This window comes from Mycobacterium sp. E183, assembly GCF_001667735.1.
Taxonomy (GTDB): Bacteria; Actinomycetota; Actinomycetes; order Mycobacteriales; family Mycobacteriaceae; genus Mycobacterium.
In genome coordinates this window covers 72,579-85,733 of sequence record NZ_LZJN01000160.1, presented here as the reverse complement: position 1 = coordinate 85,733, position 13,155 = coordinate 72,579, and the positions used below count along the sequence as shown (strand labels likewise).

The following is a 13,155-nucleotide window of genomic DNA, read 5'->3' as shown; positions in this document are numbered from 1 at the left end:
CACGTCACCCAGGGTCGCGCATGAGCCGCGCCAGTTGGGAACGGGAAGTGATGCCCAACTTGGCGAAAGCGTTGTGTACGTGGGTTTTCACGGTGTGGGGGGAGAGATGCAGCTGCGTGGCGACGTCGCGGTTGGTCGCGCCCTGTGCGATGAGGTTGATGATCTTGAGTTCGGAATCGGTGAGGCTGTCCCAGCCGGTTTTTGACCGCGGGTGAGCCACGATGCGCCGTTCCACGCCTAATCGGCGCAATGTGCGGCCGACCCGGCGGGCATCGGCAATCGCCTCACACTCGATGTAGGTGTCGAACGCCGCGTTCAGTTGGTCGATCGCCTCGGCGTCGCGCCGTGCGCGAGCCAGCTCGCCGCCGGCGTCCTCGGCAGCACTGGCGTACAGCAGCGGCCGCGGAAACCCGCGAAGCGACTCCGCAACGGCCACCAAGGTTTGGGCATCGTGTTCGAGGATGCCACGGGCATAGGCGGCCACCGCCGCGAACAGCGGCAGCGCGGGCCGTTCACGTTCCAGCACTTCGGTGGCCTGCAGAACCCGCGCGCGCAAGCCGGCGTCACCGGCGGCCGAGGCCACCTTCGCACCCAGGATCAACCGGACCAACGCATGGGGAAAAAACGGCGTCGCCAGCAGGATGACGTCGCCGAGCCAGCGCATTGCGTCATGAACATCGTCCCGCTGCCACGCCGCGCGCGCGAGCACATACGCCGACCCTCGACGTATGCCGGCGGAGCCCGTGGAGTGGGCGGCACGGGCGTCATTTACCATCTGCTGCAGCAAGTTTCGGTCATCGGTGTGTGCCGCCACCTCGGCGAAAATCACCATGCGAAGTACGTCGTGCTCGGTTGCCCCCGTCGGCTGGGGCGGCGGAAGGCGCTCCGTCGCATCGCGAGCGGCTGACAGCCGGCCCGCGGCGAGGTGGACAAGCCCGCTAAAGACGGCCCACATGGCGAGAGCCATCGCATTGCCTTCCCGGCGGGCTTGCTCTGTTCCGTCGGCGATGCGGGCCGTCGCGTCGTCCAACCGGCCGACGACTGCCAGGAGGTTTGCGTTGTACATTCCGGCATACGCATGCGCCAACGCTGTTTCATTCGTGTAAGCAAGCGGGCGGAGCTCTTCGAAACGGCGTAGCGCGCGGGACGCGTACCCCTCACCAGCATCGAGCAAAGCGTGGGTGAGGCCGGCCATGATCGTGGCCTCGATATCACCGGTGACTTTCGCGGCTGCGGCCGCCTCGTCGGCGGCCGCGCGCCGTTGGCCGCCTTCGTCGAATATCAGGTTGTACGCCAGCCAGGCCAGATGCCGGACCCGGGTGACCTCGCTGATGCCGCTCAACTCAAGCGCCCGTCGATTCTCTTCCACCCGCCGCTGGTCGGTGTGCTTGGTGTGCACCGGGAGCCGCAGACGGATCTCGGCCTCTACTTCCGGCGATGCCGCCTCCGCGAGCGCCGAGTCGGCCAATTCTTCGGCCTCGCCGTAGCGGCTGGCCCGGTTGAGCCACCCCACCGTTTCCGCGACCAGCGATCCATATTCGGTGTCGCCGGCGGGCAGTAGTTGCAGTGCGCGCTTGCTCAAGTCCGCGGCCGCGCTGGCATCGCCGCGGCCAACCGCTTGCGCGGCCTGGCGCAGTGCGTCAATCGCCTCTCGATCTCCCGGCTCGGCGCTGCGCGCCAGCTGGGTAGCCACCTCGGCCGGGGCGGCCCCCAGGCCAAGCATGGCCGATGCCGACTGACGCTCCATCGCCCGCCGCAAGGACTGCGGCAACGACTGCCGGGTGGCCTCGCGCAGCAGGTCGTGCCGAAACCTGAGGCGCTCACCGTCTTCGACCAATAAATCCGAGCGCACCGCCTCCTCCAGCGCCGAGAGCAACGACGTCGGTGGCCGGTCTAGCATCGCTGCCAAGAGCTCGGCCGAGAACCGGTCCGGCAGGACCGCCGCCACCCGCACCACCTCCGACGCACTACCGGAGAGCAGATCCAGTCGCTGCTGCATGCCGACTCCCAGACGGCGAGGCAGCCCGTGTCCGGTGGCCACCGCTCGGCCGCCCCTGACGTTCAGTCGGTTCTCCTCATCCAGGCCGCCGACAAGCTCGCTGACCAAGAACGGGTTCCCATGCGCCTTGGCGGCCAGATTCAGCAGTGACACATCGGCTTCCGCACGCACTGCGTCTCGGACCATGTCGGCGACCGCATCAGGTGTCATGGCCCCCACTCGCAGAAATGTGGCATCCGCGCGTTGCAGCACCGACAACGTCTCTTGCACCGCAAAGCCGCCCGCCCCGGTGCGGGCAGTCAATACCCACAACACCGCCGCATCCGGCCGCGCGGTGGCGAGCGACCGGAGCGCCAACAGCGTCCCGTTGTCGGCCCAGTGGATGTCCTCCAACAGAATCGCCAGCGGGGTCCGAGCGGCCGCGGCATTAATCGCGTCGGCCAAATCGTGCACCACCCAATACCGCAGATCGGCCGAGCCACCTAGCTGGCGCAACGCCTCTGCGTCTCCGACCGGGGGATCGGCGTTGAGGGTGGCCATGAACAGCGAGAAAAACGGCACCGTCTGCTGGTATTCGAACGCCTCCCCGAACAGCGCGCGCACGCCCCACTTCTCGGCCAGCACTAACACCTCGGTCAGCAACCGACTCTTTCCGATGCCGGGTGGCCCTTCGATGACCAGCACGCCGCCGCGGCCCTGCGCCACCGCGGTAACCAGTGCGCCGATCTTTTTCAGCTCGTCCGCCCGTCCTCGAATCGGAGGTGTGACCAGGCGTTGGCCGCCGGTGTCGGATAGGCCGGCTGGAGGCCCCATCGGGTGTCCTGTCTAGCGTTTGATTACCGGACTGCCATTGCAGTGCACGTCATTGTAGGCCGTGCACGGCATCAACGAGATTTGCTGTCGATCAATCGGCGCTGCGCATGCGCTGGCTCAGTTGGGCTCGGGAAGTGATCCCGAGCTTGGCAAAGGCATTGTGCACGTGTGTCTTCACGGTGTGCGGGGAGAGATGCAATTGCTGCGCGACTGAGCGGTTGGTCGCGCCCTGTGCGATGAGGTTGATGACCCTGAGTTCGGAATCGGTGAGGCTGTCCCAGCCCGTTGCCGCCCTCGGGTGCGTGACGATGCGGCGCTCCACCCCTAGTCGGCGCAACATCCGGCCGACCCGGCGGGCATCGGCAACCGCTTCGCACGCGACGTAAGTGTCGAAAGCCGCGTTCAGGTGGTCGATGGCCTCAAGGTCGCGCTCTGCGCGACTCAGCTCGGCGCCGGCATCCTCGGCAGCGCCGGCGTAAAGAAGCGGCCGCGCCGACGAGTGAAGCAACTCCGCGGCAGCCACCAATGCTGTGGCGTCACGCCCTAGTATGCCGCGGGCATATCCGGCAACCCCTGAAAACAGCTGGACCGTGGGCTGCTCGCACTCCAGCACCTCGGTGGCCTGCAGGACCCGTGCGCGCAAGCCGGCGTCGCCGGCGGCCGAGGCCACCCGCGCACTCAAGATCAGCCGATCGAAGGCATAGACCTGTAGTGGTGTTCCGAGCAGGGCGATGTCGCCGCCGAGCCAGCGCACCGCTTCATGGACGTCGTCGCGCTGCCAGGCCGCCAGTGCGAGCACATACGCCGCTCCTCGACGGATCGCAGGTGAGCCGGTGAAGTAAGCTATTTGTGCGTCATTGGCCATCTGCTGCAACACGTTTCGGTCATCCGTGTGCACACCCACCGAGGCCATCACCACGATGCGGAGCAGGTCCGGCTCGCTCACGCCCGTCGGCTGTGGGGGCGGCAGGGACTCAGCCGCATCGCGTGCGGCCGACAGCCGGCCCGCAGCGAGGTGAACGATCGCACCAATGACAGTCCACATATTGAGGACCATCGCGTTGCCTTCTCGGCGGGCCTGCCCAATGCCGTCGGCAATCCGGCCCGCCGCGTCGTCCAACCGCCCGAACACTGCCAGCAGGATGGCGTAGTACATCGCCGCATAGTGATGCGCCAAGGCCGCATCATTCGTGTAGCCGAGAGAATGAAGCTGTTCGAGGCGGCCTAGAGCGCGGACCCTGTGCCCTTCGCCAATGTCGAGCAAAGCGAGGGTGACCTCGGCCATGATTGTGGCCTCGAGATCACCGGTGGCCGTCGCGGCGGCGGCAGCCTCGTCGGCTGCGGCGCGCTGTTGCCCTCTCTTGTCCTGCAGCACAAGGTTGTAGGCCAGCCACGCCAGATGCCGTGTACGGGTGAGCTCGCTGATGTCGCCCAACTCGAGCGCTCTGCGATTTTCCTCCGCCCGCCGTTGGGTGCTGTGTTTGGTGTGCGCCGGGAGCCGGAGGCGGATCTCGGCCTCAACTTCGGGCGAGACCGCCTCCGAGAGCGCCACGACGGCCATTTCTTCGGCCTCGCCATGGCGGCCGGCCCGGTTGAGCCACTCCACCGTTTCGGCGACCAGGGATCCACGCTCAGCATCTTCGGCCGGCAACAGCTCCAGCGCGCGCTTGGTCAAGTCCGCGGCCGCGCTCGCGTCGCTGCGGCCAACCGATTGCGCGGCTTGCCGTAATGCCTCGATCGCCTCTCGATCTCCGGGTTCGGCGCTGCGTGCCAGCTGGGTGGCCACCTCGATTGGGGCCGCGCCGATACTCAGCATGACCGACGCCGACTGGCGTTCCATCGCCCGCCGCAGCGATTGCGGCAATGACTGGCGAGTGGCCTCGCGCAACAAGTCGTGCCTAAACCTCAGCTGCTCACCGTCTTCGACGAATAGATCCGCGCGGACCGCCTCCTCCAGCGCCGAGAGCAATGAGACCGGCTGACGGTCCAGCATCGCGGCCAGCAGGCCTGCCGAAAAGCGGTCCGGCAGCACTCCGGCGACCCGCACCACCTCCGAAGCACTGTCGGAGAGCAGGTCGAGTCGCTGCTGCATACCCACGCCCAACCGTCGCGGCAGCTCATTTCCGGTGGCCATGACTCGCCCCCCGGTTGCGTCCAGTCGATCTTCCTCGGCCAGGCCATGCACAAGCTCGCTGACCAGGAACGGATTTCCGTGCGCCTTGGCAGCTAGATTCAATAAAGACTCATCCGCCGGCGCCCGTACCGCGTCGCAGACCATTTCGGCGACCGAGTCCGGCGTCATGGCCCCCAATCGCAAAAATGTGGCATTCGCGCGTTGCAGCACCGACAGCGTTTCTTGCACCGCCGGCCCGCCGGCGCCGGTCCGGGCGGTAAGCACCCACAGCACCGGGGCATCGGGCCGCGTAGCGGCCAGCGACCGCAACGCCAGCAAGGTCGCGTTATCGGCCCAGTGGACGTCCTCGAGAACTATCGCCAACGGTGTTCGGGACGCGGCGGCGTATATGGCGGCCTGCAGGTCGCGCACCACCCAGTAGCTGAGATCGGCCGACGTTCCCAGGCGGCGCAACGCCTCCGCATCACCGACAGGAGGATCCGCACGCAGGGTCGCCATGAACAGTGAGAAAAATGGCACCGCCTGCTGGTACTCGAAAGCCTCGCCGAACAGCGTCCGAACACCGGCCTTTTCGGCCAACGCCAAAACCTCGGTCAACAATCGGCTCTTCCCGATGCCAGGCGGCCCCTCGATCACTAGCACGCCGCCGCGCCCCTGAGTGACCGCGGCGATCAGCTCGGCGATCTCCTTCAGCTCGTCCGCCCGCCCCCGAATCGGCGGTATGCGGAGCTTCCCCGATGGCCTTGCGATGTTCACGCGAACCGGCGCCCCCCGACGTGCAGTAGGCGGGCTGTAGGCCTCTCAGTCGTGTCGTCCACAGATTCTCGCAACCGCTAGCGCTGGTAGTTAGTGTATGCGAGTAGCCGGGACACCGATCGGGCCGTACGTGCCCACCCTCGATGCTGTGCGCTCAGCGACGCCGACACCCACGCGAATCCGCACCGCGAATGGCGATTTGCCCAGCGTGCGCGTTCGGGGAGCCTAGTCATTTCCTCACCCGGGTGATTGACGCCGCGGGGTGAAGACAGCTCACCCGCAGGGCGCCCAAGCTTGACTCCGGCAGGACCTACGCCCCAATGGCCGGGCGAATGCCAGACACGCAGCACGCCCCAGCAGTAGGTGATTCGGGAAAGGACTAAGCGATGTGCGCTGAGTCAGCCGGCAACAACATCGGATTGGGCGGCGGACCCGGCTCGGCGACCTACACCTCGGCATGAGGCAAATCCTGCGGTTCGCCAGCGTGCTCCTGACATCGTGGGGGATCGGACTACTGGTTGCGGCGTGGATTGTTCCCGGAGTCGTGGTCTCGATACCGGGATATGTCGTCGGAGTGCTGGCGTTCACCATAATGCAAGCAAGCCTGTCCTTTTCGATCATGCAGATGTCACGCGAGTACGCGTCATTGCTGCTTGGAGGCGCGGGCTTGGCATTGACGATCGTCGCGTTGACCCTCGCTTCGCAATTGACGCACGGGCTCACCATCGATGGCGCGCCATCCTGGCTGGCGACGACGGTGGTGGTGTGGCTCGTGACCACCATTGGGGCGATTACGCTGCCCGAGCTGCGCAACCGGGCCGGGGCAGGCTCGACCTGAATCGCGCATCCAAGCGGTCGCACGCCCCGGTGGTCCGCATAGAGGTCGGGCATTTCGTGCGGGTCCGCCATGGATGGATTGTTGGTCACCGGCGAGACGACGAAGGGGAGTGCTAATGGGAGACACGCATGATGATCCGACGGATCACTGCCGCACCACGCAACCCCACGCGGGTATCGCCGTGAAGGACAACTTCTTCTGGCCGGGTTTGGTTCTGCTGGCCGTGGCCACGTGCGGGCTGATCAGCTCGGCAGCAGAAGCCGCCTATGGGCGCTACGAATGGCTCTGCACCTCGGTGCTCGTCGCCGTTCTCGCCACCGTCGCCGCGACGCTGTGGCTCACCATAGAGCTTCGTCGCGTCACGCGCATCGATGCGCGGTGGGACGCTGCGCACACAGGGAGTCGTAGACCTCCGCCCATACGCTGATCACCACTTGCGAGCATCCCGGCGACATTGACGGGCAGGGGCGTCCTATCCCGCCGTCATTGTGTCATGTTGCGCAACAACACAAATAGCTCGTCCCTGTCTTGGGTCAAGAAGTTCGCGTGCGCTCGTGACACGAGCAGCACTCATCAAATCGCCCGGGTGAATGAGCCGACCGGGTGATGACCACTCGTCCCGGGTCGATAAATGCTCGCATGACAGATCGCGAGCGGACGTACGTGGAATCGGCCAAATGCCGACCCCAAGGGCCGCATCAGCGAGCAGCGGGTCGCGATGACGGGACGCGCTGCTGCGTGATCGCGCGGAACTCCATAGCCACGAATTGGAGAAGACCAGATGAAGCGCCGCCCATCCCAACGATCACCTGCCGAATACGGCCCGGGTACCGGCCGGTCATCGCGGCTGCTGCAACGAATCTGGGACGCCGCCGCCCTTGCCCGACGGTGGGCGCACCGGAGCGGAGATGACGCGGTGGACGCCGCCCTCGGAATCGAGCAGCAGCTGAACACGTTGCGGCCCATTTGTACTGCCCAGGGGCTGTCGAGCGGCGAAACATGCGGCGCTCCCGCAGTAGCGGTCGCCGAGATACATGCTGTCGACGGATGTGACCAGGTGGGGCTAAACACGGACGGCGACCTCGTTGAGGTGCTGTGTGAGGTCTGCTTGGAGATGGTCCGATGGGCGATGGCGACCTACGTGGACGACAAACGAGAGATGGCTTCCCGACGAGGCGCCAGCCCGGTGTGTGCGACCTGCGGACGTCCCACTGGATACCTGCGCAGCATCCTCGCTGTGCGTCCGATCGGGGCGGAGTGGCTGGCGTTGTGAATCGCCTACGCAACGCTTTCCTGTTCGTTGCTGTGGTCTCCGGTGACTACGCCGTTCTCACGTTGATCGACGGTCAGCCAATCGATTTCGGTGTCACCGCCGCGGGCTGCGCGGGAGCCGTGGCCACGGCGAGGTTGATAGCCCTCGCCGACAGCCGGCGCCGCCGAGCGGTGGCGCGAGGACGCACGGCCGGCTGGCTGCACCGTGGCTAGCGGCTCAGGAGTGGCGCCGACAGGCATGGCCCGTCATGCCGGGGCACACACAACAACGTGCACGACCAGATTCGCTGAGTGCCGGGCGCGCCAGGAATCGGCTCCGGCCCGTGCTTCAGGTCCGGCCGTTGGCAGCCGTTCACAGACGCCGGCCATGGCGTCTCCGCGCTCACCCGGGTGAATCGGCCCGCCGGGTGATGACGACTCACCCCCCGTCAGTGAAGCCTTAGTCAGGAGCTGACGAGCGGAGGCTAAGTGCAGTCGACGATGTATCGAATCTGCATTCGAGGCCGCCTGACGGAGCGCCTCGGGTCCGCTTTAGAAGGGATGCGCCTCCAGTCCGGTGTGCACGAAAGCATGTTCACAGGTGAAATCCGCGACCAATCACAGCTTTACGGGCTTCTCGACCGGGTCCGTGATCTCGGCCTTGAGCTCGTCAGCGTACAGCCCGAGCCCGGGGCTTCCCCGACAACCAAACCCGTACCGGCAAGCGCGTCACTGGCAACACGATCTTGCGTGTAGCGAAAGACGAAAAAGGGAGGCAGCCAAGATGTTTCTGAAAGCAGCACTTGCCGCGCTGACAATCGCTATGACGCTCGCACCCGGGGCCCAGGCCGAGCCGGATCCGGAGAACTTGGATCAAAAACCGGTTGTCCGAACAGTTTTCAACCAACCTACCAATGTCCCGGGCAAATCACTGCAAGCAGTGACCGTCAGCTACCCGCCCGGAGCCAAAAGCGGAGCGCACCACCACGCGAAATCGGCGTTCATCATGGCCTACGTCATCTCCGGGGCGATCCGCAGCCAAGTCGAGGGCGAGCCTGCTCGCGTCTATCACGCCGGTGAGACGTGGCGTGAAGCTCCCGGCGCGCACCACACCATCAGTGAAAACGCCAGTGCCACCGAACCCGCCGAATTGCTAGCAGTTTTCCTGTTAGACACCGGAGACGGACCGCTCACGACCGACGACAACGCAGAATGAGCTTGCCGGGGCGAACCGCCATGAAACCGTTTGGAATGATCCGCTCTTGGCCAATCATGCCCATACATGATCCGATTCGCATTGTCCGAATCGCGCTACGCTTTTCGCTGGCAACGGCCTTCCTGTCGGCCGTAGCCGATCGATTCGGTTGGTGGAAGCCGTTCGGGCAGGGTAGCTGGGGGAGCATGGGCCCCTTCGCCGACTACACCCACCAACTTGTTCCGTTTGCTTCTGGTCGTTTACTGACCGTCATTGTGTGGGCTGCCACCGTAACCGAGGCGACGCTGGGACTCTTGCTCCTGACCGGGTGGCGACCGAAGCTTGTCGGTGCAGCGACTTCCCTGGTACTCACAATATTTGGCATCGCGATGGCTGCATCGCTCGGCGTGGAAGCGCCGCTTAGCTACAGTGTCTTCTCCGCGGCCAGCGCCGCAGCGGCTTACGCGGTCCTCGGCACGTTGAGCCGGTTTGGGAGTGCGTGCCCCGACGCGAGCCACCTCCGTCAGACGGGCGAATCAGCGAAACGCGACCGGACGTACCCATCTTCGGAAATGAGGCGAGATGAAGGCTAGTAAGCAATTTGACGTGATCGTCATAGGCGGCGGGGTGGGCGGTGTGGCCGCCGTGCGGAAGCTGGCTTCGGTTGGACTTTCGGTAGCCCTCGTCGAGGATCGCCTCGTCGGCGGCGAGTGTCATTACTGGGGCTGCAACCCGAGCAAAACCCTACTTCGCCCAATCGAGGTGTTCAACCTCGCGAAGTCGGTTCCTGGTGTGCGAGAAGCTTTCTCGGGAACGAAATTAGATCTTACGGCCGTCTTCGCGAAACGAGACGAACTCATCGAGCACCTCTCGGACCAAGAGCGGACGGCATCATTGCAGCAAGCTGGTGTAGCAGTGTTTCACGGGTTCGGCCGGTTGAGCGGCGAACGAACGGTGCGCGTGGCCTACGCCCTCGGAGATACCACCGAAGTCGTCTTGACTGCACGCCACGCGGTCGTGCTGGCCACTGGCACGCGTCCCTACGTGCCGGGGATACCTGGTCTGGCGCAAGTGCGTGCGTGGACCAATCGGGAGTTGACGACCATGACACGGGTGCCACCACGCGCTCTGGTGGTGGGTGGCGGCCCCGTCGCCGTCGAGTTCGCGACCATCCTGAGCGGGTTGGGGTCATCGGTAACGCTTGTGGTGCGCGAGGACACGCTGCTGTGCAACTGCGAACCCGAAGCTCGCGATCTGGTCGCGCAGTCACTGCGCAGCAGTGGCGTCAACATTCATTTGGAGACACAGTTGTCGGCGGTGGCCCGACCCGTGGCGGGCGGACCCGTCACCGCGACTTTCAACGGCCGCACCATCGAGATAGACGAGGTCGTCCTGGCCGCCGGACGACGCAACAACACCGACGGCATCGGACTGGAAACCATCGGCCTGACGGGCGGCGAAGGCGTTTGCGTCAACGACCATCTCCAGGCGGTCGGTGTCACGGGCGACTGGCTATACGCTCTCGGAGATACCACTGGGCGTGCGCGGTTGTCTCACATCTCCACCTACCACGGACGTCTCGTGGCCGAAATCATCGTCGCGCGGGCCGCGGGACGGGAGCTGGCCGACAACGAATTGGCCGCCCGTGATGCCGGCAGCCTGGCGCAGGTTATCCACACTGACCCTCAGGTCGCCTGGGTGGGCCGCACCGAAGGTCAAGCCCGGGCAGAAGGGTTCGCGGTACGGACGCGAACGGCCCGCTACCCCGGCGCCGTGTCATTCCTCGCCTTATACCGTGATGGCTTTCAAGGCTGGGCGAAACTGGTCATCAACGACGAGACCAACACACTGCTCGGAGCGACATTTGTCGGCCCACAATTCTCCGAACTGGTTCAAGCGGCCACGCTGGCCGTCGTCGCGAAAATCCCGGTCACTCTCCTGCGCCATGCGGTCGCGCCGCATCCGACGGTCAATCAGGTTTGGGATCCGCTACTCGCGGAAGAGTCGGAACTTTCGGCGTTGCTGAGCACCGCGGCGCAGAAAGCGCAGAAAACCGCTTAGGCGCATCAACCCGTCAATCTCGGTGTTCGAGAGGAACCACGATGACCTACAACTGGCCGGTCGTCTGACCGTGACCATGCTGGTAGCGGGGGTCCGCACCCCCGGCGGCAATGTGGAGACGTTCGAAGTGGCCGACCCGCGACCTTTGGCGTCCGACGAGGTTCTGATCGCAACCCGTGGCGCCGGGGTTGGGAACTGGGACAACATCGTTCGCTACGGCGGTTGGGACGTCGGCAGGCCTTCCCCGCTGGCGCTCGGCGTCGAGGCCGCCGGCGTCATCGAGGCCGTCGGTGACAATCGCCAGAACGGATTCAGCGTGGGCGATGCAGTGCTGTGTCACCCCGTGCCGCTGCGCGATCAAGGCACTTGGGCACCGCTTCTGATCGCGCCGGTGGGCTCGCTCGCCCGCAAACCGCGCGAGATTCCGTGGGGGACCGCAGCGATCTTTCCGGTGCCGGCGTTGACCGCTGACCAGGTGGTCGGCGAGGCATTGGGCCTGCACCGCGGAGAAACGTTGCTCGTTCATGGCGCGGGCGGAATCACCGGCGGCCTCATCGTCCAGCTGGCGGCCATGCGCGGGGTCGACGTGCTCGCCACCGCCGGCCCGAGCAGCGCCAACCGCGTCCGCCGGCATGGCGCCCGCGAAGTGCTCGATTATCGCGATCCGCTGTGGCCACAGCACGCGAAGGCGTTGGCGAAGGACTCGATCGACGCCGTCGCCAACGCCGCCCCCGGCGGTGCTGCTGCGGCGATGACCGCGCTTGCCGGCGGCGGCCGGCTGGCGACCATCACCCCCGACCTACCCGCATCGACCCGCGGGATCGGCGTGACGGCGGTTTACGTCCGCTCGGATGGGCCCCAACTCGACCGCCTCACCGCGCTTCTCGCGTCGGGCAGGTTGACCATGCCCACCCCGCGGTCTTGCGGCCTGGATCAGGCCGCCGCCGCCTTGGCGCATGTTGTGGCGGGCCACGAGCCCAGCGGAGTCGTCCTCACGACAGACAACCCCGGAAGCTAACCGAAAATCGCACAACAACAAGGAGTCTCGAGATGACAAGTATTACCCCGATCCTAACCGGAGTGGCGGCACACATCGGACACTACGCCGACGCCATCGCGGTATCCGGCGGGACACAGATCTTCGTTTCCGGAACACCAGGGGTGCGTGAAGACGGCACACTGCCCGAGGACTTCACCGACGAGGCCCGGCAGTGCTGGATCAATGTGGAAAACGCGCTCGGCAAGGCCGGCGCCAAGCTCACCGACATCGTCTACATGCGCCAATGGGTCACCAGCCGTGCGTATGCGTCCGCCTACCTGGCGGTGAGCAAGGAGATCATCCGCCACCAACCCGCCGCCATGTTCAGCATCATCGACGGGCTGGTGTGGCCCAACATCCGCGTGGAAGTCGAAGTCACCGCCATCCTGCCGGCATGACCGATTACCCCGTCGTCGAGTTGTCGATCGACGAGTTGCTGACCACGACCCGCTCGGTGCGCAGACGCCTCGATCTGACCAAACCCGTGCCCATCGGGCTGATCCGGGAATGCCTGGAGATCGCGGTGCAGGCACCGACGTCGGCCAACGTGCAGAACTGGAGTTTCATCGTCGTCACCGACGAAAGACAGCGACGCGCGATCGCCGACGTGTATCGGCGCACATGGGAGCTGATCGTCGCTTCGCCTTTCGCGGTCGCCGATCGATTCAAGGACGACCCTGTGCGCAACCGCGAGCAGCGCAAGGTGTCCGACAGCGCGGCGTATCTCGCCGAGCACATCGGCGAGGTCCCTGTTTTGATGATCCCGTGCGTCGAGGTCATCGACGGTGACGGCGTGCTGACGGCCGAAAACGCCAACCAGTATTGGAGTTCGATCATGCCCGCCACGTGGAGCTACATGCTCGCCGCGCGGTCCCGGGGCTTGGGAACGACGTGGACCGGGGTGACCATCATGGCCGACGGCGACATGCGGGCGATTCTCGGACTACCCGACAACGTCTACCACGCGACGACTGTTCCCACCGCGTACTACACCGGCACCACATTCCGGCGCGCCAAACGGATACCGCTCGACGATGTGCTGCATTTCGACCGGTGGTGAGCACAGCAC

General features: G+C 65.5%; 12 protein-coding genes. 10 read left to right on the top strand and 2 right to left on the bottom strand.

Features of this window, described 5'->3' with window-relative positions; genetic code table 11:
* Positions 1-4: 4 nt before the first annotated feature.
* Together A5691_RS19025 and A5691_RS19020 are read right to left on the bottom strand one after the other, a co-directional pair.
* On the bottom strand, positions 5-2,812 hold the full coding sequence (locus tag A5691_RS19025; protein ID WP_068016947.1) for a LuxR family transcriptional regulator: 2,808 nt from the start codon (positions 2,810-2,812) through the stop codon (positions 5-7).
* A 91-nt stretch (positions 2,813-2,903) separates the two neighbouring features.
* Positions 2,904-5,702: a LuxR family transcriptional regulator gene (locus tag A5691_RS19020; protein ID WP_067275583.1), complete on the bottom strand. Its 2,799-nt coding sequence runs from the start codon at positions 5,700-5,702 to the stop codon at positions 2,904-2,906.
* 457 nt (positions 5,703-6,159) lie between these two features.
* Here A5691_RS19020 and A5691_RS19015 point away from each other — a divergent pair, with 457 nt between their 5' ends.
* The 10 genes from A5691_RS19015 (at position 6,160) to A5691_RS18970 (ending at position 13,146) form a co-directional block, all read left to right on the top strand.
* Positions 6,160-6,540, top strand: coding sequence for a phage holin family protein (locus A5691_RS19015; protein ID WP_067824197.1), 381 nt, complete (start codon positions 6,160-6,162; stop codon positions 6,538-6,540).
* 115 nt (positions 6,541-6,655) lie between these two features.
* Entirely contained in the window at positions 6,656-6,967 is a 312-nt protein-coding gene (usfY, locus tag A5691_RS19010; RefSeq protein ID WP_067275576.1) for a protein UsfY, read from the top strand.
* 630 nt (positions 6,968-7,597) lie between these two features.
* The gene (locus A5691_RS28745) at positions 7,598-7,813 is read left to right on the top strand and encodes a hypothetical protein (protein ID WP_231965198.1); all 216 of its coding nucleotides are present in this window, start codon (positions 7,598-7,600) and stop codon (positions 7,811-7,813) included.
* A complete protein-coding gene (locus tag A5691_RS19000; protein ID WP_068077068.1) occupies positions 7,810-8,025 on the top strand; it encodes a hypothetical protein in 216 nt (71 codons plus the stop codon). Before A5691_RS28745 ends, A5691_RS19000 begins: the two co-directional genes overlap by 4 nt.
* Before the next feature lie 550 nt (positions 8,026-8,575).
* The gene (locus A5691_RS18995) at positions 8,576-9,007 is read left to right on the top strand and encodes a cupin domain-containing protein (RefSeq protein ID WP_067275569.1); all 432 of its coding nucleotides are present in this window, start codon (positions 8,576-8,578) and stop codon (positions 9,005-9,007) included.
* Positions 9,008-9,063: 56 nt separating this feature from the next.
* Positions 9,064-9,579 carry a hypothetical protein gene (locus A5691_RS28740; RefSeq protein ID WP_082945768.1) on the top strand — a complete coding sequence of 172 codons (516 nt, stop codon included), beginning with the start codon at positions 9,064-9,066 and terminating at the stop codon, positions 9,577-9,579.
* Positions 9,569-11,047 carry an NAD(P)/FAD-dependent oxidoreductase gene (locus A5691_RS18985; protein WP_067275567.1) on the top strand — a complete coding sequence of 493 codons (1,479 nt, stop codon included), beginning with the start codon at positions 9,569-9,571 and terminating at the stop codon, positions 11,045-11,047. Before A5691_RS28740 ends, A5691_RS18985 begins: the two co-directional genes overlap by 11 nt.
* Before the next feature lie 76 nt (positions 11,048-11,123).
* The gene (locus A5691_RS18980) at positions 11,124-12,065 is read left to right on the top strand and encodes an NADP-dependent oxidoreductase (protein WP_231981004.1); all 942 of its coding nucleotides are present in this window, start codon (positions 11,124-11,126) and stop codon (positions 12,063-12,065) included.
* A 32-nt stretch (positions 12,066-12,097) separates the two neighbouring features.
* The gene (locus A5691_RS18975; RefSeq protein WP_067275565.1) at positions 12,098-12,484 is read left to right on the top strand and encodes a Rid family hydrolase; all 387 of its coding nucleotides are present in this window, start codon (positions 12,098-12,100) and stop codon (positions 12,482-12,484) included.
* Entirely contained in the window at positions 12,481-13,146 is a 666-nt protein-coding gene (locus A5691_RS18970; RefSeq protein WP_067309135.1) for a nitroreductase family protein, read from the top strand. Before A5691_RS18975 ends, A5691_RS18970 begins: the two co-directional genes overlap by 4 nt.
* Positions 13,147-13,155: the final 9 nt, after the last annotated feature.

What these genes read in the sequence shown, in the direction of transcription:
- A5691_RS19025 (WP_068016947.1), bottom strand. Translation starts at nt 2,812, where the DNA reads ATGGGGCCTCCAGCCGGCCTATCCGACACCGGCGGCCAACGCCTGGTC.
- A5691_RS19015 (WP_067824197.1), top strand. Translation starts at nt 6,160, where the DNA reads ATGAGGCAAATCCTGCGGTTCGCCAGCGTGCTCCTGACATCGTGGGGG.
- usfY (WP_067275576.1), top strand. Translation starts at nt 6,656, where the DNA reads ATGGGAGACACGCATGATGATCCGACGGATCACTGCCGCACCACGCAA.
- A5691_RS18995 (WP_067275569.1), top strand. Translation starts at nt 8,576, where the DNA reads ATGTTTCTGAAAGCAGCACTTGCCGCGCTGACAATCGCTATGACGCTC.
- A5691_RS28740 (WP_082945768.1), top strand. Translation starts at nt 9,064, where the DNA reads ATGCCCATACATGATCCGATTCGCATTGTCCGAATCGCGCTACGCTTT.
- A5691_RS18985 (WP_067275567.1), top strand. Translation starts at nt 9,569, where the DNA reads ATGAAGGCTAGTAAGCAATTTGACGTGATCGTCATAGGCGGCGGGGTG.
- A5691_RS18980 (WP_231981004.1), top strand. Translation starts at nt 11,124, where the DNA reads ATGCTGGTAGCGGGGGTCCGCACCCCCGGCGGCAATGTGGAGACGTTC.
- A5691_RS18975 (WP_067275565.1), top strand. Translation starts at nt 12,098, where the DNA reads ATGACAAGTATTACCCCGATCCTAACCGGAGTGGCGGCACACATCGGA.
- A5691_RS18970 (WP_067309135.1), top strand. Translation starts at nt 12,481, where the DNA reads ATGACCGATTACCCCGTCGTCGAGTTGTCGATCGACGAGTTGCTGACC.